Here is a 22,258-nt window from a genome sequence, read left to right on the forward strand (position 1 = left end):
CGACAGAATGCGTTAACAGGGGGCCCTTCCTTACGCGCCCAGCAAAGTGCGGAGGTGGCGTGGGGGCGGGCAGTCGTGGGCGAGCATCGCGTCGTGCCACTCGCGCACCGACACGTCGGCCGGGCGCAGGGCGGCGATCTCCGCGACCTCGCTGTAGCCCACGAAGTAGGTGGAGAGCTGCGTCGAGGTGAGCAGCGCCCGCCGCCACTTGCCGGCCGCCTCGCCCTCCTCCTGGAAGCCCCGGCCCGTCATCAGCGCCATCGCCTCGGCCTCGGACAGGTCGTCGCAGTGCACGAGCTGGTCGAGCAGGGCGTTGATGGTCATCCGCAGCTGCATCTTGAGCTGCTGCAGCCGCACCGGCAGCCCGCCGTAGCCGAGGCCGGCCATCAGCTCCTCGGTGTAGACCGCCCAGCCCTCGACGAACGGGCCGGACCTGGCCAGCGCCCGGACCCGGGTGGGGCCGACGTGCCGGCGGGCGTGGGCGAGCTGGAGGAAGTGGCCCGGCATCGCCTCGTGCACCGTCAGGTTGCGGATCATGTGGTCGTTGTATTCCCGGTAGAACGACTCGACCCGGGCCGCCGACCAGTCGGCCGGGGTCGGCGCGATGTAGTAGAACGTCGGCACTGGCGCGATCTCCAGCGGGCCGGGCGAGTCGCAGTAGGCCACCGCCACGCCCCGGGCGAACTCCGGCATCTCCTGGATCACACACGGGTCGTCGACCAGCGTCACCAGGTCGTGCGCCCGGACGAAGTCCGTCGCCTCGTCGAGGGTGACCGAGGCGAGGTCGACGATCGTCTGGTCGTCGGGGTGCTCGGCGGCCAGCAGGTCGAGCGCCCGGCGCACGGTCTCGTCGTCGGCCGGGCCGCCGACCAGCTCGACGGCCGCCTCGCGCAGCTCGGCGGTGACCCGGTCGAGGTTGGCCCAGGCGCGACGCTGCACCTCGGCGGCGCCCAGCTCGGTGTCGAGGGTGTGCCACAGCCGGGCCTCCCAGCGCCGCCGACCCAGCCTCGGGTCCCGCCCCGGGCCGGCGTCCGCGGCCAGCCCGGCGCGCAGCCACGCCACGAACTCGTCCAGCGCGGCGATCGCGGCCGTGGCGGCGGGCTCCACCCGGTCGTGCAGCCCCGGCTCCTCGGCGAGCAGCCGGGGCACCTCGTCGCGGACCAGCGCCGCCGCGCCGGTGAACTGCCCCACCGCCGTCTCGGCGTGCACCCGGGGCACGTCCCGCAGCGTCGCGCGCGCGGTCGCCAGCGCGTCCGGTACGGCGGCGAGCCGCCCCGCCAGGCTGGTCAGCCGCACGTCGGCCGGGGCGAACGGCCGGGCGAGCAGGGCGTGCAGCAGCGGAGCCGGGTTGTGCCGCAGCGGGTCCCACTCGTGGCTGCGGATCTCGTCGGACTCGAACAGCTCCCGGTCGACCAGGGCGGTGAGCAGCGCGTGGTCGACGCTCTCGTCGGTGTCGAGGGAGTCGGGGTCGATCTCGGAGAGCACGTCTGCCGCGTCCCTCAGCATCGCCTGGTCGGCGGCGACCGCCTCGGCGGAGAGGTCGGGCAGGCGGTCGTCGTAGCGGTGGTCCCCGGCGGAGGTGGCCAACCCGGGTCGGCTCTCCAGCAACGCCTCGACGATCCGCTCGGCGAGCGGCACGAACGCTTCCATGGCCCGAACCCTACCGACCACCCCCGACACCCGCTCCCCGCCGAGATCTTGGTACGAAACGGCCCCGCTGGGGGCACTTTCGTACCAAGATTCGCGCGCGGGCCGGGCCAGCCGGACGGGTCCGCGAAGCGGGCCGCCCGGACGGGACGGCGGCGGGTCAGGGGCGGGGGGTGGTGCGCTCGGCGGCGCGGATCGCGTCGGCGTACGCCAGGGTGGTGCGGCGCAGCGCCGCCTCCGGGTCCAGGTCGGCGGCCCGGGCCGCCGCCACCGCGGCCAGCAGCTCCGCGCCGAGCCGCGCCTCCGCGTCGACCCCCGCCTCCGCGGCGGCGGCCGGCAGCGGGACCGTCAGGCCGGCGCGCCCGGCGCGGTCGAGGATCTTGGCGGCCAGGGCGAGGGCGGGCAGGCTCGGCGCGATCCCGTCGAGCACGGAGTCGCGGGACTTCTCCGCCCGCTTGATCCGCTCCCAGTTGGCGGTGATCTCGTCGAGCGTCGTGGCCCGGTCGTCGGCGAAGACGTGCGGGTTGCGCCGGATCATCTTGTCCACCAGGCCGCCGGCCACGTCGTCGACGGTCCACCGCGCGCCGTCGGGCAGCTCCTCGGCCATCCGCGCGTGCAGCAGCACCTGGAGCAGCACGTCGCCCAGCTCCTCGCGCAGCGCGTCGGTGTCGTCCGCGCCGATCGCGTCGTACGCCTCGTAGCACTCCTCGATCAGGTAGCCGGCGAGGCTGCGGTGCGTCTGCGCCCGCTTCCACGGGTCGCCGCCCGGCGAGGCCAGCCGGTCCATCACCTCGACCGCGTCGAGCAGCCGGGCGCCCGGCGGGTCCCACGAGCCGTACATCAGCTCCAGCTCGGCCAGGCCCGGCTCGCGGGCCAGCCGCAGGCCCAGCTCCCGGGCCAGCGACTCGTCGCCGGCGGGCCCGGCCAGCCAGACCGCCGCGCCGTGCGCCGCCGCCGCGTGCAGCAGCGCCGGCACCGCCGGGCCGTCGGACACGGTCACCTCGGCGCCCGCCGCGCGCACGGCCGCCGTCAGCTCGCTCTCCGCGCCGGCCAGCACCGGGTTGCCGCGTACGACGTCCCAGGCCGCCGCCGTCAGCAGCCCGACCGGGAGCCGGGGCGAGGTGACCAGCAGGACGATCCGGGCGGTCATGCCCCGGGCGCGACCGGGGCGCTCGACTCCGCCGGGGCCTGCGGGGTGGAGATGTCGGTCACCGGGCCGTTCTGGTTGATGTACGGCAGCGAGTAGAAGACCAGCGACTGGCCGGTGCTGACCACCGACGGGACGCCGACCGGCCGGAACCGGGGGTTGATCGACGCGCCGGCCTTCTCGGCCTCCTGCTGGAGGGCGTTGCTGAGCGCGGTGGCTGCCCGCACGAAGCCGCCCTGGCTGCCGGGGCCGCCGCTCTCCCCGAACGCCTGCCGGACCTGCGCCACGGTCAGGCCGGGCTGGATCGCCCCGGTCTTGGCGATGGCCTGGTAGACGGCCATGACCGCCTCGTCGCTCACCTCGGCCGTGGGCAGCTTCGCGCCGAGCGCGCCGGAGATGTCCACCCACTCGCCCCAGAGCTGGACGTACTCGGTGGAGGCCGGCATCTGGAGCTGCTGCTCCAGCTGCTCCGGCTTGACCTCGTCGGCCACCGTGACGCCCTGCTCGGCCACCACCCGCTTGCCCAGCTCGATGCTGACCAGCAGGTTGAGCACGTCCTGCCGGGTGACCGTGGAGCGCAGCTGCTCCGGCGACGGGGTGGCCCCGCCCTGCCCGGCCTGCGCCCGGATCGCGTCGGCGTACTTGGCCTGGGCTTCGTCGTAGATGTCGTCCACCCGGTCGACGGAGTACTTCGCGTCGCCGACGTACGCGGCGACGTCCGGCGCGGCCTTCCCGCACGCGGCGAGGGAGAGGACACCGAGGGCCGCGACACTGGCGGCGGCGATGAGACGGCGAGCACGCATGACCGTCACTCTCTCATGCGCCCCCACCGGCCGTGACGCCGCCCACCACGCAGTGCCGCCCCGGCCCCGCCACCCGGCCCTGCCCCCGCCCCCGCTCACCGGGCGCCCGCCCCGGCCGGCTGGGCCACCGGGGCCGGGTCGCCCAGCACGTCCTTCAACAGCTGGGCGCACCAGTCCAGCAGCGCCTGGTCGCGCAGCGGCTCGCCGCCGATCCGACGGGTGCTCGGCCGGGGCACGCTGACCTGGTCGAGCGCCGACTTGTAGACCGAGTCGGGGTGGTAGCGCTTGAGCCGCAGCTGCTTGGAGTCGGGCAGCGGCAGCGGGCCGAACCGGAGGTGCTTGCCCTGCATGCTCACGTCGGTGAGGCCGTAGCGGCGGGCCAGCAGCCGGAACCGGGCGACCGCCACCAGGTTCTGCACCGGGGCGGGCGGCTCGCCGTAGCGGTCCGTCATCTCGGCGACGACCTCGCGCAGCCGGTCGGCGTCGCGGGCCTCGGCGAGCTTGCGGTACATCTCCAGGCGCAGCCGCTCCACGCCGACGTAGTCGTGCGGCAGGTGCGCGTCCACCGGGAGGTCGATCTTGACGTCGGTCTCCTCCTCGGGGCGCTCGCCCTTGAACGCCTGCACCGCCTCGCCGACCATCCGGACGTACAGGTCGAAGCCGACGCCCTCGATGTGGCCGGACTGCTCGCCGCCGAGCAGGTTGCCCGCGCCCCGGATCTCCAGGTCCTTCATCGCCACGTACATGCCCGCGCCCAGCTCGGTGTGCTGGGCGATGGTGGCCAGCCGCTCGTGGGCGTGCTCGGTGAGCGGCTTCTCCGGCGGATAGAGGAAGTACGCGTACGCCCGCTCGCGGCCCCGGCCCACCCGGCCCCGGATCTGGTGCAGCTGGGCCAGGCCGAGCAGGTCGGCCCGCTCCACGATCAGCGTGTTGGCGTTGGGGATGTCGATGCCCGACTCCACGATCGTGGTGCAGACCAGGACGTCGAACTCCTTCTCCCAGAAGCCGACCATGACCTTCTCCAGGGCCTCCTCGCCCATCTGGCCGTGCGCCACCGCGACCCGGGCCTCCGGCACCAGCTCCCGGATCTTCCGCGCCGCCTTCTCGATCGACTCGACCCGGTTGTGCAGGTAGAACACCTGCCCGTCGCGGAGCAGCTCGCGGTGGATGGACGCGGCCACCTGCCGCTCGTCGTGCGCGCCGACGAAGGTGAGCACCGGGTGCCGCTCCTCCGGCGGGGTGGCGATCGTCGACATCTCCCGGATGCCGGTGATCGCCATCTCCAGGGTGCGCGGGATCGGGGTGGCCGACATGCTCAGCACGTCCACGGAGGCGCGCAGCGTCTTGAGGTGCTCCTTGTGCTCGACGCCGAAGCGCTGCTCCTCGTCGACGATGACCAGGCCGAGGGACTTGAACCGGGTCGCCGTCTGGAGCAGCCGGTGGGTGCCGATGACGATGTCGACGGTGCCGTCGCCGACCATCTCCAGCGTCCGCTCGGACTCCTTCGGGGTCTGGAAGCGGGAGAGCTGCCGGATCTGCACGGGGAACTGACTCATCCGCTCGGCGAACGTGTTGTAGTGCTGCTGCACGAGCAGGGTGGTGGGCACCAGCACGGCCACCTGCTTGCCGTCCTGCACCGCCTTGAACGCCGCCCGCACCGCGATCTCGGTCTTGCCGTACCCGACGTCGCCGCAGATCAGCCGGTCCATCGGGACGGTCTGCTCCATGTCCCGCTTGACCTCCTCGATGGCGGCCAGCTGGTCCGGCGTCTCCTGCCAGGGGAACGCGTCCTCCAGCTCCCGCTGCCACGGGGAGTCCGGGGCGAACGCGTGCCCCTTGGACGCCTTGCGGGCGGCGTAGAGCTGGATGAGCTGGGCGGCGATCTCCTTGACCGCCTTGCGGGCTCGGGCCTTGGACTTCTGCCAGTCCGCGCCGCCCATCTTGTGCAGGGTGGGCTGCTCGCCGCCGACGTACCGGGAGAGCTGGTCGAGCTGGTCGGTGGGGACGAACAGCCGGTCGCCGGGCTGGCCGCGCTTGCTCGCCGCGTACTCGATGACCAGGTATTCCCGGGACGCGCCGTTGACGGTGCGCTGCACCAGCTCGACGTACCGGCCGATGCCGTGCTGCTCGTGCACCACGTGGTCGCCGGCCTTCAGCTCCAGCGGGTCGATGGTGTTGCGCCGCCGGCTCGGCATCTTGCGCATGTCGCGTGTCGAGGTGCCCCGGCCGCCGGTGACGTCGTTGCCGGTGAGCAGCACGAACTTCGCCGCCTCGGCGACGAAGCCGCCGGTCAGGCCGCCGCAGGTGACCAGCACCTCGCCGGGGGCGGGCGCGGCTGGCACCTGCTCGACGAACCGGGCGCCGAGGCCGGCGTCGCGGATCACCTCGACGGCCCGCTGGGCGGGGCCGTGGCCCTCGAAGACCAGCGCGACGGACCAGCCGTCACCGGCCCAACGCTTGAGGTCCTCGGCCACCCGGTCGGTCTCGCCGTGGTAGAGCGGGGCCGGCTGGGCGGCCAGGGTCACCGCGATCGCGTCGTCGGGCGTGACGTCGACCTCGGCCGGCGCGTCCTCCCAGGGCTGCCGGGCGGGGGCCGCCGCGTCGGCGTCGGCCAGCCCGAACGGGGCGAGGGTCCACCAGGGCCGGCGCAGGGCTCGGGCGTGCGCGCGTACGTCGGCCAGGGTCTTGAAGGCGGCGGCCCCGAGGTCGACCGGGGCCTGGCCCCCGACGGCCGCCGCGGCCCAGCTCGCCTGGAGGAACTCCTCGGAGGTACGCACCAGGTCGTGCGCCCGGGTGCGGATGCGCTCCGGGTCGCAGAGCAGCACGTGGGTGCCGGGAGGCATGCAGTCGAGCAGCAGTTCCAGGCTCTCGCCGCCGAGCAGCGCCGGGGTCAGCGACTCCATCCCCTCCACGGGGATGCCCTCGGCCAGCTTGTCGAGGATCTCGGCCAGCTCGGGGTGCTCGGCCGCCAGGGCGGCGGCCCGCCGCCGCACGGCCGGGGTGAGCAGCAGCTCCCGGCAGGGCGGGGCCCACAGCAGCCCGGCGGCCTCGATGGTGCGCTGGTCGGCCACGGCGAAGGTGCGGATCTCCTCCACCTCGTCGCCCCAGAACTCGACCCGGGACGGGTGCTCGTCGGTGGGCGGGAAGACGTCGAGGATGCCGCCGCGCACCGCGAACTCGCCGCGCTTGGTGACCAGGTCGACCCGGGCGTACGCCATGTCGGTGAGCCGGCGGGCGACCTCCTCCAGGTCGGCCTCGTCGCCGGCGGCCAGCCGCACCGGCTCCAGGTCGCCGAGGCCCTTGAGCTGCGGCTGGAGCAGCGACCGCACCGGCGCGACGACCACCCGCAGCGGCCCGGTGCGCCCGTGCGCGTCGGCGGCGTCGGGGTGGGCGAGCCGGCGCAGCACGGCCAGCCGGCGGCCGACGGTGTCGGAGCGGGGCGAGAGCCGCTCGTGCGGCAGCGTCTCCCAGGACGGGAAGACGGCGACCTGCTCGGGCGGCAGCAGGCTGCCCAGCGCCGAGGCCAGGTCGTCGGCCTCCCGGCTGGTGGCGGTCACCGCCAGCACGGGCCGCCCCGCGCCCCCGGCGGGCTCGGCGGCGGCCCCCCGGTCGGCGGCCCCCGGGTCGGCGGCTACGGCGGCCACGGCGAACGGGCGCAGCGCCGCCGGGGCGGTCAGGTCCAGCCCGTCGACCTGCGCGGCACCGGAACGGGCCAGGTCACGCGCCCGGGCCAGCCCGGGGTCGGCCAGGGCGGCGGCGAAGAGTCCGGTGAGCAATCTGATCACTTCCCAGTGGCACGGTGACGGCACACGGCGGAGCCCCCGCGCCCGGCGGGGACGGGGGGTCGACAGCACCCCAGCCTATCCCCGCTTGACCGGCGACCCGGGCACGTGGTCGAGTCCGGGGCATGACGGGACGGCGGCGGCTGGTCGAGTTGAGCCACGTGATCAGCGATGGCATGACCACGCTGCCCGGCTGGCCGGCGCCCCGGGTCACCGAGTGGCTGACCCGGGAGGCGTCCCGGGCGAACTACGCCCCGGGCACGGAGTTCCAGGTCGGGCGGATCGAGATGATCGCCAACACCGGCACGTACGTGGACACGCCCGCGCACCGGTGGGCCGACGGGGCCGATCTGACCGGCGTCGGGCTGGACCGCCTCGCCGACCTGCCGGGGATCGTGGTCCGGGTGCCCGCCGGCACCCGCGCCGTGGATCGTCCGCTGCTCGCCCCGCACGAGGTGGCGGGGCGGGCGGTGCTGCTGCACACCGGCTGGTCCGCGCACTTCGGCACCGACCGGTACGCCGCCCCCGACGCGCCGTACCTGACCGGGGACGGCGCGGCGTGGCTGGTCGAGGCCGGGGCGACCCTCGTCGGCATCGACTCGATCAACATCGACGACATGAGCCCGGCGGCCCGGGGCGAGCGGCCGGCGCACAGCGGCCTGCTGGCGGCCGGCGTCCCGATCGTGGAGCACCTGACCGGCCTGGACGCGCTGCCGCCGACCGGCTTCCGGTTCACCGCCGCCCCGCCGATGGTGGCGGGAATGGGCACGTTCCCGGTCCGCGCCTTCGCCGTCCTCGCCGAATAGGGCACCGAGTTCTCGCCGAATAGGGTGCCGACCGGGAGATCCTGGTGCCAAACGACCCTTCCGGGGGTCGGAATCTACCAAGATCGACCGGATATCCGAACAGCCGGGAATTCTCGTTTTCCATGACCGGTGCGATGTTCGGAAACCATTCCGTGCCAGCTCGTAACCCGCCCGCTTTCGCGTCGGCGACCTGCTGGAACACGTTCTTCGTAACTTCCGCGTGCGCCGAAGCCCTCGGCGCACGAAGGAGAGTCACGCATGCTCCGTACCGCGCCCTTTCGGGGTCGAGTCCGACTGACGGCCGCACTGTCGGTCGCCGCGCTGACTGGCTGCATCGTCGCCGCCGGCATCGTTCCCGTCTCCGCCTCCGCCACCGAACCTACCGACCAATCGATGAATGCAGAAGAGTTCACCGTCGAGACGCTTCCCGACGGTGGCGCGCGGGTGACCCTGCGGCTCGACGAGCCGCTGCCGGTCCGCGACGCCGTGCCGGAGATCGCCGTCGACGGCCGGGTCGTCGGCCCGGCGAAGGAGTCCCCCGACGGGCTGAGTCTCACCGTGGAGACCAGCGACACCAGCGTCACCGGGGCCGAACGCGTCGACGTCGCCTGGAACGGCCAGGTGCCGGGCGCCACGGCCACCCCGCCGAAGTCGGCAGCCGCGCCGGTCACCCCGAAGGGCCTGCGGCGCAAGCAGCTCTACACCGACCCGGCGCAGCCCGGCCCGTACGGGGTGCAGCGGCTCGACTACGACCTCGGTGACACGGCCGTCACGCTCTCCGGCCTCAGCGACCTGCCCGTCGAGCTCCGCTCCGCGGTCTACGCCCCGGCCGGCGCCAAGGGTGCCCGACCCGTGGTGGTCTTCCTGCACGGCCGCCACTCGGCCTGCTACAACCCCACCACCCGGCAGACCAACAACACCAACTGGCCGTGCGCGTCCGGGTTCATCCCGATCGACAGCTACCTCGGCTACACGGAGACCGCCGAGGCCCTGGCCACCCACGGCTACGTCGTGGTGTCGGTCAGCGCCAACGGCATCAACGCCAAGGACGCCAGCTTCACCGACGACAACGGGGCCTTGGCCCGGGGTCAGCTGGTCATGGACCACCTCGACCTGCTCAAGAAGTGGAACAGCACCGCCGGGCATCCCCTCGCCGGCCGGCTCGACCTGTCCAACGTCGGCCTGATGGGGCACTCCCGGGGCGGCGAGGGCGTGGTCGAGGCCGCGCTGCTCAACAGCGAGACCAAGCACCCGTACGGCATCCGCGCGGTCCTGCCGCTGGCCCCGGTCGACTTCGGCCGCCCGACGCTGCCCGAGGTGCCGATGACGGTGCTGCTGCCGTACTGCGACGGCGACGTCTCCAACCAGCAGGGGCAGCACTTCTACGACGACACCCGCTACTCGGTGCCGGACAACGTGCTCCGCACCTCGCTGATGATCATGGGCGCGAACCACAACTTCTTCAACACCGAGTGGACCCCCGGCGTCTCGATCGCCCCGTCCAACGACGACTGGTCGCCGGCCACCGACGAGGTGTGCGGCAGCGCCAGCCCGTCCCGGTTGACCGCCGCCGAGCAGCGCGCGGTCGGCACCGCGTACCTGGCCGGGTTCTTCCGGCTGGCCCAGGGCGGCGAGACGGCGTTCCTCCCGTTGTTCGACGGCACCAACGGCACCGTGCCGTCGGCCGGTCGCGCCGTCGTGTACGCGCAGGCCCAGCAGCCGGGCGCGCGCCGGCTCGACCTCGCCCCGCTGGAGGGCCCGGCCGACGACGTCTCCGTCACCGGCTTCGACCTCGGCGCGTACTGCTACGGCGTGGCGGCCCGGGTCCGCCCCGGCGACACCCCGTGCTCGGCGACCACCGCCACGTCGAAGGTGCCGCACTGGACCCCGGCCACCTTCGCCCCGTCGGTGCCGATCAGCCCGGTGCTGCGCCTGCAGTGGAGCGCCGCCTCGGTCTCGCCCGAGGTGCGGGTGGACCTCGGGCCGGGCGAGGGGAACGTGACCAAGTACGACGCGCTCACCTTCCGGGCGGCGCGCGACGAGACCGCGGCCGGCGACGTCGACCTCGACGTCACCGTGGTCGACCGCAGGGGCGCGACCGCGACGGTACGGGTCGGCGACGTCAGCCCGGCGCTCACCCCGTTCCCGTCGTCGGCCAACACCACGAACGGGATCAGCCGGCTCGGCAAGACCTGGCTGCGTACCGTCCGGCTGCCGCTGGACGCGCTGACCGGGGTGGACCTGCACAGCGTCCGTACCGTCTCGGTGCGGCCGGCGACCGCGACCGGCGGGGTCTACCTGTCCGACCTCGCGCTGGACAGCCCCGGGGTCGGCGGCGGCGTGGCCACCTCGGCGGTGGCGGTCGACCTCGCCGACGCCACGGTGGCGGAGGGCGACGGGCCCGGCGTCGCGACCATGCGGCTGACGCTGGGCGGCAAGCTCAAGCAGGCGGCGACGGTCCAGGTGCAGACGGCGGCGAGCGGCTCGGCGTCGGCCGGGCAGGTGCCGGCGCTGGCGTTCCCGGTCACCATCCCGAAGGGGGCGACCAGCGCGACGATCGAGGTGCCGCTGGCCGGCAACACGGCCGCCAACACCGCCTCGCTGCGCTACAAGATCACCATCTCGGCCCCGGTCGGCGCGGTGATCGGCGACGGCTTCGCCTGGCTGACCGTCCTCGACGACGATCCGGCCTGACCGTGACGTCCTCCGGTGGGTGCGTGGAGCTGTCGCCCCCACCGGAGGACCCACCCCCGCCCCGCCCGCGCCCTGCCGCCCGCCAGCGGCGGTCAGTAGCGCACGCTGATCCGCCGCTCGACGGCGTCGACGACGACCTCGCCCCCGTACGGGACGACCTGCTGCGGGTCGGTGTGGCCGAGGTCGACGTCGAAGACGACCACCGCGTCCGGGGCGTACTCGGCGAGCGCCCGGGTCACCGCCGCCCGCTGCGCATCGGCGTACGCCCGGCGCTCCTCCACCGTGTGCGGGCGGTCGAAGTCCCACGCCTTGGCCCGGCCGACGAGCACCGCCGGGAAGCCCGCGAGCAGCCCCCGCTCCCCCAGGTTGCGCAGGATCCGGTACACCTCGGTGGCCGACGGCAGCTCCTCCGAGGTCTCGACGATCAGCACCTCGCCCGCGTGGTCGGCGACCCGGCCGACCCGGTCGGCGGCCAACAGCCAGTGCAGGATCTCCAGGTTGCCGCCCCAGGTCCGGCCCCGCACGACCCGCGCCGGCCCCTGCCAGTGCCAGCCGCCGCCGGGGAACATGGGCGGCTCGGCGGCGAGGGTGGCCGGGTCGCGCCAGTCGTTCGGCTGGTCGCCCCACTCGGGGGCCGGCGCGAGGTCGTACCAGCCGGGGGTGAACAGGGCGGCGCGCAGCGAGTCGGCGGTCACCGGGTGCAGCGCGCCGGGCCGGCCGAGGTGCACCAGCACGGACCCGCCGTGGTACGCGACGATCCCGAGCCGGTGGAGGTGGTTGAGCAGGTTGGTGTTGTCCGAGTAGCCGAAGTACGGCTTCGGGTTGGCCCGCAGCACGGCGTCGTCCAGGTGCGGGGTGACCGTGATCAGGTCGTCCCCGCCGACCGTGGCGAGCACGGCGGTGACCGTCGGGTCGGCGAAGGCGGCGGTGACGTCCCGGGCCCGGTCGCGCGGGTCCGCGCCCAGTGCTCGGGTGGTCGGGTACTCGACCGGTTCCAGGCCGAACTCCTCGCGCAGCCGGCGCAGGCCCAGCTCGTACACGTGGGGGAAGACCGCCGGCAGCCCGGCGGAGGGCGACACGACCGCGACCCGGTCGCCGGGCCGGGGCTTCGGCGGATAACGCAGCGACTCCATGATCGGACGCTACCGGCCGCCACCACCGCTTTTCGCCTCCGCGACGGCGGGGACGGCGAACCACCGCAATCCGCGCATCTTGCCCCTAGGCTGGCCGTGTGGACGAGGAGCCGGACATCCCGGTGCGCGTGTGGCTGCCCCGCGCCGCCGCACTGCTGCTCGGCACCCTGGTCCTGGCGACGGGGTTCATCGCCGCCTACGTGGGGGCACTGCACGACCCGACCCCGCGCGACGTGCCGGTCGGGGTGGTCCTCGGCGACCAGCGCGCCCAGGCGGTCATGGCCGCCGTGCGCCGCGAGACCGACAAGATCGAGCCCGTCGAGTACGACGATCCGGCCGCCGCCGACGACGGGCTCACCGGCCGCGAGGTGTACGGCGTGCTCACCTCCACCCCGCAGGGCGGGCTGCTCCTCACCACCGCCAGCGCCGCCGCGCCGGCCGCCACCGAGGTGGTCGACCAGGTGTTCGCCGAGGCCGCCCGGCGGGGGAACCTGCCGCTGACGGTCACCGACGAGGTGCCGGTGGAGCAGAGCGACCCGCGCGGTCTCGTCCCGTTCTACCTCGCGGTCGGGTACGTCCTCGGCGGCTACCTCGCCGCCACCGCGCTGGGCCTGCGCACCGGCACCGCGCCCCGCAGCCTCGCCCGCGCCGGGCTGCGCATCGCCGCGTTCGCGGCGTACGCGGTGGTGCTCGGCGTGGCGGGCGCGCTCGTCGTCGGCCCGGTGCTGGACGTCTGGCACCACGACGTGCCGGCGGTGGCGGCGGTCGGCGCGCTGGCCGTCTTCGCCGCCGCCATGATCGCCTCCGCCGTGCAGGGCTGGCTGGGGCTGCTCGGCACCGGGCTCGTCATCCTGCTGCTGGTGGTGCTCGGCAACCCGGGCTCCGGCGGAATCTACGCCCCCGAGTTCCTGCCCACCTGGCTGCGCGGGATGCACCGGTGGAACGTGCCCGGGCTCACCACCGACCTGATCAAGTCGGCGGTGTACTTCGACCGCCGGTCGATGGGCTGGCCGCTGGCCGGGCTCGCCCTGTGGGTGGCGGTCGGCGTCGTGGGATTGCTCACGGCCACCCTGGTCCGGGGCCGGCGCGCCGCCGCCCGCCACCCGGCCGACACGCCTCCCACCAGCGACGATGCGCGCCCCGCCGGGTGAAGGTGTTAGCAGGGGCCCCCTGTACAACAAAAAGCGATAACAAGGGGCCCTTCCTTTCGAAGGGGGCGGCGCGGATACGATCCAGGGAGTCGGACAGCGCTGTCCTTCGTCCCCGGCGTAAGGAGCGCACCCGTGACCGACCAGCACGACCACGACGGCCCGGACGCCGCACTGCGGGCCGACATCCGCCGCCTCGGCACGCTGCTCGGGCAGACCCTCGCCCGGCAGGAGGGCCGCCCGCTGCTCGACCTGGTCGAGGAGATCCGGGCCCAGGTCCGTTCCGACGCCCCGGCCGCCGCGCAGCGCCTCGGTGGGCTCGACGTGACCACCGGCACGAAGCTCGCCCGCGCCTTCTCCACCTACTTCCACCTGGCCAACATCACCGAGCAGGTGCACCGGGCCCGCGACCTGCGCCGCCGCCGGGCGGTCCAGGGCGGCTGGCTGGACCAGGCGGCCAAGATGATCGCCGAGCGCGGGGTGCCCGCCGAGGAGATCGCGGCGGCGGCCCGCCGGCTCGCCGTACGCCCGGTCTTCACCGCCCACCCGACCGAGGCGGCCCGCCGGTCGATCCTGTCGAAGCTGCGCGCCGTCGCCGACGAGCTGGACGCCGAGACCGCCAACGCGATCCTCTACGGAGCCAGCGACGAGGGGCCGGCCAACCGCCGCCTGGCGGAGCTGCTGGACCTGATGTGGCAGACCGACGAGCTGCGGCTCGACCGGCCGGACCCGACCGACGAGGCCCGCAACGCCATCTACTACCTGCGTGATCTCTACGCCGAGGCCGCCCCGCAGGTGCTCGACGACTTCGCCGACACGCTGCGCACCCTCGGCGTGGAGACGTCCCCGACGGCCCGCCCGCTGACGTTCGGCACCTGGATCGGCGGCGACCGCGACGGCAACCCGTTCGTCACCCCGCAGGTCACCGGCGAGGTGCTGCGCATCCAGCACGAGCACGGCATCGCGGCCACCGAGGCGGCGATGGAGCACCTGATCAACGAGGTGTCCGTGTCCCGCCGGCTGCGCGGGGTGTCGCTGGACCTCTCGGCCAGCCTCGCCGCAGACCTGGACGCGCTGCCCGAGGTGGCCCCCCGGTTCCGCCGGGTCAACGCCGAGGAGCCCTACCGGCTGAAGGCCCGGTGCGTGAAGGCGAAGCTGGCCAACACCCGGGAGCGGCTGCGCCGGGGCACCCCGCACGTGCCGGGGCGCGACTACCAGGGCGCGGCGGAGCTGATCGCCGACCTGGAGCTGCTGCGCGCCTCGCTGGCCCGCAACGCCGGCCAGCTCACCGCCGTGGGCCGGCTCGCCTCCACCATCCGCACGGTGTCGGCGTTCGGCCTGCACCTGGCGACGATGGACGTGCGGGAGCACGCCGAGAAGCACCACGAGGTGCTCACCCAGCTCTACGGGGCCGTCGGCGAGGTGTCCGACTACCCGTCGCTGACCCGCCTGGAGCGCACCAAGCTGCTCGCCGACGAGCTGACCGGCCGCCGGCCCCTGTCGACGCTGGACACGCCGCTGACCGAGAGCGCGCGCAAGACGTTCGACGTGTTCTCCACCATCCGCGAGGCGCAGGACCGGTTCGGCTCCGAGGTCATCGAGTCGTACATCATCTCGATGACCCTCGGCGTCGACGACGTGCTCGCGGCGGTCGTGCTGGCCCGCGAGGCCGGGCTGGTCGACGTGCACAGCGGCCGGGCCCGGATCGGCTTCGTGCCGCTGCTGGAGACCCCCGCCGAGCTGAACGCCGGCGGCGAGCTGCTCGACGAGCTGCTGTCGCTGCCGGCCTACCGGTCGCTGGTGGCGGCCCGGGGCGACGTGCAGGAGGTGATGCTGGGCTACTCCGACTCCAACAAGGAGGCGGGCATCACCACCAGCCAGTGGTCGATCCACCGGGCGCAGCGGGCGCTGCGGGACGTGGCCGCCCGGCACGGCGTGCACCTGCGGCTGTTCCACGGCCGGGGCGGCACCGTCGGGCGCGGCGGCGGCCCCACCCACGAGGCGATCCTGGCGCAGCCGTACGGCACCCTCGACGGCGCGATCAAGGTCACCGAGCAGGGCGAGGTCATCTCCGACAAGTACACGCTGCCGGCGCTGGCCCGGGAGAACCTGGAGCTGACCATGGCCGCCGTGCTCCAGGCGACCCTGCTGCACACCGCGCCCCGGCAGCCGGCCGAACAGCTGGAGCGCTGGGACGCGTCGATGGACGTGATCTCCGACGCGGCGTTCCGGTCGTACCGGTCGCTGGTGGAGGACCCGGACCTGCCGGCGTACTTCTGGGCGTCCACCCCCACCGAGCTGCTCGGCGCGCTGAACATCGGCTCCCGCCCGGCGAAGCGGCCCAACACCGGGGCCGGCCTGTCCGGCCTGCGGGCCATCCCGTGGGTGTTCGGCTGGACGCAGACCCGGCAGATCGTCCCCGGCTGGTTCGGGGTCGGCTCGGGGCTGGCGGCGGCGCGCGAGGCCGGGCTGGAGGACGTGCTGGCCGAGATGCACCGCAACTGGCACTTCTTCCGCACGTTCCTGTCGAACGTCGAGATGATGCTGACCAAGACCGACCTCAGCATCGCCCGCCGGTACGTGGAGACCCTCGTGCCGAAGAAGCTGCACCCGATCTTCGCCAAGATCGAGCAGGAGTACGAGCTGACCAAGCGGGAGGTGCTGGCGGTCACCGCCTCGCCGGCCCTGCTGGAGAACTCGCCGGTGCTCCAGCGCACCCTCGCGGTGCGCGACACCTACCTGGAGCCGCTGCACCACCTCCAGGTGGCGCTGCTTCAGCAGTACCGCGACTCCGGCGCGGCGGGCCGGGCGGTGGCCACGGCCCCGGGCGGGCGGCGGGCCCCGAGCGACGGCACGGCGCTGGAGCGGGCGCTGCTCACCACGGTCAACGGCATCGCCGCCGGCATGCGCAACACTGGCTGAGGTGCAAGGAAGGGCCCCCTGTTAACGCATTCCGCATAGCAGGGGGCCCTTTTTAACGCCCGCCGGCAGGCGGGCCCGACCCCTCGGAAGCGGGCCCTCGGGAGCGACGTCAGAAGTCGCCGCCACCGAAATCGCCGCCGCCGAAGTCACCACCGCCGAAGTCACCGCCGCCCGAGAAGTCGCCGGCGGTGCCGTAGTCGCCGCCGCCGAAGTCACCCGCGGTGGCGTAGTCGCCGCCGCCGAAGTCACCCCCGAAGTCCGCGCCGTCGCCGAAGCCCTCCTGGTAGCCGGCCTCGTACCCGGGGTCGGCGAACGCCGGGGAGAACAGCGCGTCGGCGATCAGCATGCCGCCGAGCACCCCCGCGCCCGCGCCGAGCGCCGTCTTCCACCACGGGGTGGAGTACCAGCCGGCCGGCACGGGGCGGCCCTGGTAGCGGCCGCCGGGGTAGTAGTAGGGCGTGCCCTGGCCGGGCTGCGGGCCGGCCCGGAACGTCTGCCCCTGCACGTTGACCTCGCGCTCGCGGGTGAGCTGGCCGGTGCCCTCGGCGGAGGCCAGCGGCGGCAGCTCGGGCCCGGGGTCGATGCCGAGCGCGATACGGGCCGCGCGGGCGTACGCCAGCCCTTCGAGGGCGGTCTCCCGGGCCAGCCGGTACTGGTGGACGGTGCGGGCCTGCTCCAGCTGGCTGCCCGCCGCGTTGTACCGCTCACCGGCGTCGACGAGGGCCTGCCGCACGGCCGGGGAGTCGCCGTGCAGGTTCATCACCTGGCCGCCGAGGCGCTCGTACCAGCGCTGGGCGTCGGCGCGCACGTCGGCCAGGCTGCGCGCCTCACGGGCCGCGCTCTCCCGGCGCCACCAGACGAAACCGCCGACGAGCAGCGCCACGAGGATGACCGCGAGCAGAATTTCCATGCCTTGAAAAGTACCCGGGGCGCGCCCGTCGTACGCGTTTGGCAAGCTCTGGTGATGAGCTTCTCGACGCTGGCCGTGGTGGTGCTCTGTCTGGGCGCGGGCGGCGCGCTGGGTTGGTTCGCGGCCCGGTCCCGGTCGGCGGCCGACCTCGCCCGGCTGGAGGCCACCCTGACCGCGACCCGGGAGGGCGAGGGGCGGCTGGAGCAGTCGATGCGGGCGCTGAGCTACGAGGCGACGGCGCAGTCGCAGGAGGCGGTGGCCCGGGCGGTGGCGCCGCTGCACGAGACGCTGCGCCGCTACGAGTCCCGGGTCGCCGAGCTGGAGCACGCGCGGGTCGACGCGTACGCCGAGCTGCGCGAGCAGGTGCGGGCGATGGGCGCGGTCTCCGGCGAGCTGCGCACCGAGACCAAGCAGCTCGTGGCGGCCCTGCGCGCGCCGCAGGTGCGGGGGCGCTGGGGCGAGCACCAGCTCCGCCGCATCGTCGAGGCCGCCGGCCTGCTGGAGCACTGCGACTTCAACGAGCAGGTCACCGCCGCGACGGACCACCAGGGGGTACGCCCCGACCTGGTGGTCCGGCTGCACGGTGGCCGCTCGGTGGTGGTGGACGCGAAGGCGCCCTTCGACGCGTACCTGACGGCGATGGAGGCCCGCGACGAGCGGGGGCGGGACACCCACCTCGACGCGCACGCGCGGCACCTGCGGGCGCACGTCGACGCGTTGGCGGCGAAGACGTACTGGGCGGCGTTCGACCAGACCCCGGAGTTCGTGGTGCTGTTCGTGCCGGCCGACCCGTTCCTCGACGTGGCGTTGCAGCGCGACCCGACGCTGCTGGAGCACGCGTTCGCCCGCAACGTGGTGCTGGCCACCCCGGCGACCCTGGTGGCGCTGCTGCGCACGGTGGCGTACTCGTGGCGGCAGGAGGCGCTGGCCCGCAACGCGGTGGCGGTGCACTCGCTGGCCCGCGAGCTGTACGGGCGGCTGTCCACGCTGGGCGACCACGTGGGCAAGCTGGGGGCGTCGCTGGGCGGGGCGGTGACCGCGTACAACAGGGCGGTCGGCTCGCTGGAGGCGCGGGTGCTGGTCAGCGCCCGCAAGCTCGCCGAGCTGGGCGTGTCGGACCGGGAGCTGGCCGCGCCGCCGCAGGTGGAGGTGGCACCTCGGCAGCCGCAGGCCCCCGAGTTGCTCGGCGAGGCCGACGGGCCTGACCTGCGGCTCGACCGCCTGACCGGGCCGTCCCCAGTGGACCCGTCGACCCGGCCTCGATAGCAGCACACATGTGACAATGCGCGCCTATGCATGTCACGAAGTGGTCACAACGTACCGGCCGGTAGTGACACCAGCCACAGCCAGCACAAAGGATTTCGCTCACGCGCGCCCTGTGACTTCAGGGCCCTGTTCTCTGGAGGAAAAGAGAACGTGAGCAGACCCCGAAACCTGAGCCGGCGCACCTCCGCCGGGCTCTTCGCGTCGGTCGTGGCCGCCGGCGCCATGACCGGCGTCGGTGGCGCCGCGACCGCGAGCGCCGCTCCCACCACCGACACGGAGGCTCCGCAGGCCACCGCCGTGGAGACGCTGGGCGCACACGACGCCAAGCTGCTGAGCGAGGCCGAGGCGAAGCACGCCAAGACCGTCACCCTGATCGTCGCCACCGACAAGGGCGAGGCGAAGGACGTCGCGGACGCGGTGCGGCAGCTCGGCGGCACGGTGAGCCGGCGCTTCGACTCCATCGGCTACGTCCTGGCGAAGGTCCCCACCGCCAAGGTACTCAAGGCCGCCACGCTCCCCGGCGTCGCCGCGGTCGACCTCGACGAGACCATCCAGCTCCCCGACCCGGCCCCGGAGGCCGCGCCGGCCGGCGCGAAGGTCGCCGCGCAGGGCGAGACCCTGGCCGGGCCGGGCGTCGACACCGGCGCGGTGAACCCGTACATGCCGACCAACGAGACCGGCGCGGAGGCGTTCAAGGCCGCGCACCCGGCGTGGGACGGCCGCGGCGTCACCATCGGCATCATGGACTCCGGTGTGGACCTCGACCACCCGGCGCTCCAGACCACCACCACCGGCGAGCGCAAGATCGTGGACTGGGTGACCGCCACGGACCCGCTGGAGGACGCCACCTGGCGCGCGATGATCACCGAGGTCTCCGGCCCGAGCTTCACCGCGGGCGGCGCGACGTGGACGGCCCCGGCCGGCAGCTACCGGTTCAACCTCTTCCGCGAGTCGATCACGGCGGGCAGCGACCCGGAGGGCGACGTCAACCGCGACGGCGACACCACCGACACCTTCGGCATCCTCTACGACGCCACGACCCACGACATCCGGGTCGACGCCAACGGCAACCGGGACTTCACCGACGACCCGGTGATGCGCCCGTACAAGGAGAACTTCCAGGTCGGGCACTTCGGCACGGACAATCCGGCCACCGCGGTCCGCGAGCAGATCCCGTTCGTCGTCGAATACCGCGAGGACGTCGACACGACGCCGGTCGGCGGCCCCGGCCTGGTCGACTACGTCAACATCGGCATCGTCGAGTCGACCCACGGCACGCACGTCGCCGGCATCACCGCCGCCAACGACATGCTGGGCAACAGCGCGTTCGACGGGGCGGCCCCCGGCGCGAAGCTGGTCTCGGCCCGCGCCTGCTCCTGGGGCGGCGGCTGCACCGCCGCGGCGCTCACCACCGGCATGGCCGACCTGGTGATCAACCGCAGGGTCGACGTGGTCAACATGTCGATCGGCGGCCTGCCGGCGCTCAACGACGGCTCGAACGCCCGCTCCCAGCTTTACAACGAGCTGATCAACACGTACGGCGTGCAGCTGTTCATCTCGGCCGGCAACTCCGGCCCCGGGCTGAACACCGTCGGCGACCCGTCGGTGGCCGACAACGTGGTCAGCGTCGCGGCGAGCATCAGCAAGGACACCTGGCTGGGCAACTACGGCTCGGTCGTGGCCAAGGACAACGCCCTGTTCAACTTCTCCTCGCGCGGCCCGCGTGAGGACGGCGGCTTCAAGCCGAACATCGCGGCCCCCGGCTCGGCGATCTCCACCGCGCCGACCTGGCAGGCCGGCAACCCCGTCCCCGAGGCCGGCTACCCGCTGCCGCCGGGCTACCAGATGCTCAACGGCACCTCGATGGCGTCCCCGCAGGCCGCCGGTGCCGCCGCGCTGCTGCTGTCGGCCGCCAAGGCAACCGACAAGGGGGTCACCCCGGCCGCGCTGCGCCGGGCCGTCTACACCTCGGCCAAGCCCATCGCGGGCGTCGCGACGTACGCGCAGGGCTACGGCATGTTCGACGTGCCGGGCGCGTGGGCGCTGCTGGCCAAGGGCGTGCAGACCCGGTCGTACGTCTCCGACGCGCCCGTCTGCACCGAACTGTCGGCGAACCTGACCCGCTACGACAAGGCCACCGGCACCTTCGTGCCGAACCCGCACCGGGGCACCGGCGTCTACAACCGCTGCGCCGTGGCGCAGGGCGGGCAGCCGCTGAAGAAGTCCAAGACGTACGAGGTGAAGGTCACCCGCACCAGCGGCCCGAACAAGAGCCTCCTGCACACCGTGACGCTGCGCGGCAACGACGGCACCTTCAGCGCGCAGAAGCAGGTGTGGCTGCCGCTGAACAAGACCCTCACCATTCCCGTGAAGGCCAAGCCGAAGACCGCCGGGGCGCACGGCGCGCTCCTGGTGATCGACGATCCGGCCACCTCGGTGGTCGACTTCGAGGTCTCCACCGTCGTGGTGGCCGCCACCGACGTGGCGAAGCCGGCGTACTCCTTCTCGGCCGGTGGCTCGGTCGAGCGCAACAGCTCCACCTCGTACTTCGTGACGGTGCCGGCGGGCGCCGGCGCGATCCAGGTCAACCTGTCCGGCATCGCCACCGGCTCGCAGACCCGGTTCATCGCGATCAACCCGTACGGCGTGCCGGTGGAGAGCACCGCGAGCACCGCCTGCTACACCAACTTCTCCGACGCCGCCGCCTGCAAGCCGCAGGAGCGGGACTACCAGAAGCCGATCGCCGGGGTCTGGGAGTTCGAGGTGGAGTCGCGGCGCACCTCGCCCGCGCTGGACAACCCGTACCAGCTCCAGGTGCGGGTGCAGGGCGTCGCGGTCTCGCCGGCCGTGGTCGAACTGCCGTCGGTCACCGCCGGCGCACCGACCGAGGTCACCTGGAGCCTGGCCAACGCCTTCGGTCCGGTCTCGGTGACCGGTCAGGGTGGCCCGCTGGCCAGCGTGCACGCCGAGCGGCCGACGATCGCCGAGGGCGCGCAGCAGGAATACCTGGTCGAGGTGCCGGCCGGCGCGGCCAGCTTCACGGCCCGCATCGGCAACACCGCCGACCTGGGGGCCGACCTGGACCTGTTCGTCTTCCGGGGCACCACCGAGGTCGGCCGCTCGGCCGACGGCGACTCGGAGGAGGCGGTGACGCTGACCAACCCGCCGGCCGGCACCTACCGCGTCCTGGTCGACGGGTACGCCGTCGACGGGCCGGGCACCAGCACCGCCTACGACTACCGGGACTCGTTCTCGGCTGCGTCGCTGGGCACGCTGACCGCTCCGGCCACCCCGCTCTCCCTGGCCAACGGCGCCACCGCCACCCTCACCGGCACGGTGACCGCCCAGTCCGCCCCGGCCGCCGGTCGGGCGCTCTACGGCGACCTGGCCGTCACCACCACCGAGGGCGCGGTCGTCGGCCGCGGCTCGGTCGCGATCGGCGCCGTCAACTGATCCGCGCCGCCTGACCACCTTCCGCCTCACCACAGGAGCCCGTCCCCGCCCCGCGGGGGCGGGCTCCTGCCGGCACCGGGCCGGGCCCGGCCGCCGTCAGGACTTGCGGGCGGACTCCACGACGAACGGGATGCCCTGCTGGCAGGTGGTGAGCAGGTCGGGCTTGGCCCGCCCCGTGACCTCGACCTTGGCGCCGGCGGTGAGCACGTCGGCGGGGCCGCCGATGAGCTGGTAGCCGTCCAGCAGGCGGCAGCCGGGCTCCACGCCCGCCTCGACGGTGCCGGTGAGCGTGGTGGCCCCGACGCCCGGCGGGACGCTGGGGTTGCCCGGCTTCGGCGGGAGGCTCGGGCGGCCCGGGGGCACCGAACCGGACGGCGCGGACGGGTCGACCGGGTCGGCGCTGGGCGCGTCGGTCACCGCGGCTCCTCCGGAGGGGCTGGGGGCGGCGCTGCCGTCACCGGTGCCCTGGCCGCCGCAGGCGCTCAGGGCCGCGCAGGTGACCAGCGCGGCGACGATGGTCCGAGGAGTCTTCATACCGATCAGACGC

13 protein-coding genes are annotated in these 22,258 nt (G+C 74.0%); 6 read left to right on the forward strand and 7 right to left on the reverse strand.

What is annotated here, in order from left to right; all coding sequences use genetic code 11:
* Positions 1–30: 30 nt before the first annotated feature.
* The 4 genes from ACVMYR_RS10135 to mfd all read right to left on the reverse strand — a co-directional run bounded on the left by ACVMYR_RS10135 (position 31) and on the right by mfd (position 7,373).
* Complete coding sequence (locus ACVMYR_RS10135; protein WP_457121670.1) at positions 31–1,650, reverse strand: DUF885 domain-containing protein; 1,620 nt, start codon at positions 1,648–1,650, stop codon at positions 31–33.
* 157 nt (positions 1,651–1,807) lie between these two features.
* On the reverse strand, positions 1,808–2,797 hold the full coding sequence (locus ACVMYR_RS10140) for a nucleoside triphosphate pyrophosphohydrolase (protein ID WP_396789750.1): 990 nt from the start codon (positions 2,795–2,797) through the stop codon (positions 1,808–1,810).
* Positions 2,794–3,597 (reverse strand): SurA N-terminal domain-containing protein, encoded by an 804-nt coding sequence (locus tag ACVMYR_RS10145; protein ID WP_077936167.1) that lies wholly within the window; start codon positions 3,595–3,597, stop codon positions 2,794–2,796. The genes ACVMYR_RS10140 and ACVMYR_RS10145 overlap by 4 nt, the downstream gene beginning before the upstream one ends.
* Before the next feature lie 95 nt (positions 3,598–3,692).
* Complete coding sequence (mfd, locus tag ACVMYR_RS10150) at positions 3,693–7,373, reverse strand: transcription-repair coupling factor (RefSeq protein ID WP_457121745.1); 3,681 nt, start codon at positions 7,371–7,373, stop codon at positions 3,693–3,695.
* 131 nt (positions 7,374–7,504) lie between these two features.
* On the opposite strand from mfd, the gene ACVMYR_RS10155 reads away from it, so the two are divergent.
* Both ACVMYR_RS10155 and ACVMYR_RS10160 read left to right on the forward strand, forming a co-directional pair.
* Positions 7,505–8,185, forward strand: coding sequence for a cyclase family protein (locus ACVMYR_RS10155; protein ID WP_363632305.1), 681 nt, complete (start codon positions 7,505–7,507; stop codon positions 8,183–8,185).
* Between the two features lie 393 nt (positions 8,186–8,578).
* The gene (locus tag ACVMYR_RS10160) at positions 8,579–10,879 is read left to right on the forward strand and encodes an alpha/beta hydrolase family protein (protein ID WP_396789747.1); all 2,301 of its coding nucleotides are present in this window, start codon (positions 8,579–8,581) and stop codon (positions 10,877–10,879) included.
* Between the two features lie 92 nt (positions 10,880–10,971).
* Here ACVMYR_RS10160 and ACVMYR_RS10165 read toward each other — a convergent pair whose 3' ends face one another.
* Positions 10,972–12,012, reverse strand: a complete 1,041-nt coding sequence (locus ACVMYR_RS10165) for a S66 family peptidase (protein WP_457121671.1) — start codon at positions 12,010–12,012, stop codon at positions 10,972–10,974.
* A gap of 98 nt (positions 12,013–12,110) precedes the next feature.
* Between ACVMYR_RS10165 and ACVMYR_RS10170 the strand changes: the two genes are divergently transcribed.
* Positions 12,111–13,163, forward strand: a complete 1,053-nt coding sequence (locus ACVMYR_RS10170; protein WP_457121672.1) for a hypothetical protein — start codon at positions 12,111–12,113, stop codon at positions 13,161–13,163.
* Between the two features lie 132 nt (positions 13,164–13,295).
* The gene (ppc, locus tag ACVMYR_RS10175) at positions 13,296–16,082 is read left to right on the forward strand and encodes a phosphoenolpyruvate carboxylase (protein WP_077936161.1); all 2,787 of its coding nucleotides are present in this window, start codon (positions 13,296–13,298) and stop codon (positions 16,080–16,082) included.
* 109 nt (positions 16,083–16,191) lie between these two features.
* Here ppc and ACVMYR_RS10180 read toward each other — a convergent pair whose 3' ends face one another.
* Positions 16,192–16,992 (reverse strand): hypothetical protein, encoded by an 801-nt coding sequence (locus ACVMYR_RS10180; protein ID WP_043961910.1) that lies wholly within the window; start codon positions 16,990–16,992, stop codon positions 16,192–16,194.
* A gap of 54 nt (positions 16,993–17,046) precedes the next feature.
* On the opposite strand from ACVMYR_RS10180, the gene ACVMYR_RS10185 reads away from it, so the two are divergent.
* Both ACVMYR_RS10185 and ACVMYR_RS10190 read left to right on the forward strand, forming a co-directional pair.
* A complete protein-coding gene (locus ACVMYR_RS10185; RefSeq protein WP_457121673.1) occupies positions 17,047–18,258 on the forward strand; it encodes a DNA recombination protein RmuC in 1,212 nt (403 codons plus the stop codon).
* A gap of 150 nt (positions 18,259–18,408) precedes the next feature.
* A complete protein-coding gene (locus ACVMYR_RS10190; RefSeq protein WP_457121674.1) occupies positions 18,409–21,711 on the forward strand; it encodes a S8 family serine peptidase in 3,303 nt (1,100 codons plus the stop codon).
* A gap of 96 nt (positions 21,712–21,807) precedes the next feature.
* Here ACVMYR_RS10190 and ACVMYR_RS10195 read toward each other — a convergent pair whose 3' ends face one another.
* The gene (locus ACVMYR_RS10195; protein ID WP_077936158.1) at positions 21,808–22,245 is read right to left on the reverse strand and encodes a hypothetical protein; all 438 of its coding nucleotides are present in this window, start codon (positions 22,243–22,245) and stop codon (positions 21,808–21,810) included.
* Positions 22,246–22,258: the final 13 nt, after the last annotated feature.

The sequence above is a fragment of the Micromonospora sp. PTRAS2 genome (genome assembly GCF_054052245.1).

Coding starts and splice junctions, on each gene's coding strand:
- ACVMYR_RS10135 (WP_457121670.1), bottom strand. CDS start 1,650: ATGGAAGCGTTCGTGCCGCTCGCCGAGCGGATCGTCGAGGCGTTGCTG.
- ACVMYR_RS10140 (WP_396789750.1), bottom strand. CDS start 2,797: ATGACCGCCCGGATCGTCCTGCTGGTCACCTCGCCCCGGCTCCCGGTC.
- ACVMYR_RS10145 (WP_077936167.1), bottom strand. CDS start 3,597: ATGCGTGCTCGCCGTCTCATCGCCGCCGCCAGTGTCGCGGCCCTCGGT.
- ACVMYR_RS10155 (WP_363632305.1), top strand. CDS start 7,505: ATGACGGGACGGCGGCGGCTGGTCGAGTTGAGCCACGTGATCAGCGAT.
- ACVMYR_RS10160 (WP_396789747.1), top strand. CDS start 8,579: ATGAATGCAGAAGAGTTCACCGTCGAGACGCTTCCCGACGGTGGCGCG.
- ACVMYR_RS10165 (WP_457121671.1), bottom strand. CDS start 12,012: ATGGAGTCGCTGCGTTATCCGCCGAAGCCCCGGCCCGGCGACCGGGTC.
- ACVMYR_RS10180 (WP_043961910.1), bottom strand. CDS start 16,992: ATGGAAATTCTGCTCGCGGTCATCCTCGTGGCGCTGCTCGTCGGCGGT.
- ACVMYR_RS10185 (WP_457121673.1), top strand. CDS start 17,047: ATGAGCTTCTCGACGCTGGCCGTGGTGGTGCTCTGTCTGGGCGCGGGC.
- ACVMYR_RS10195 (WP_077936158.1), bottom strand. CDS start 22,245: ATGAAGACTCCTCGGACCATCGTCGCCGCGCTGGTCACCTGCGCGGCC.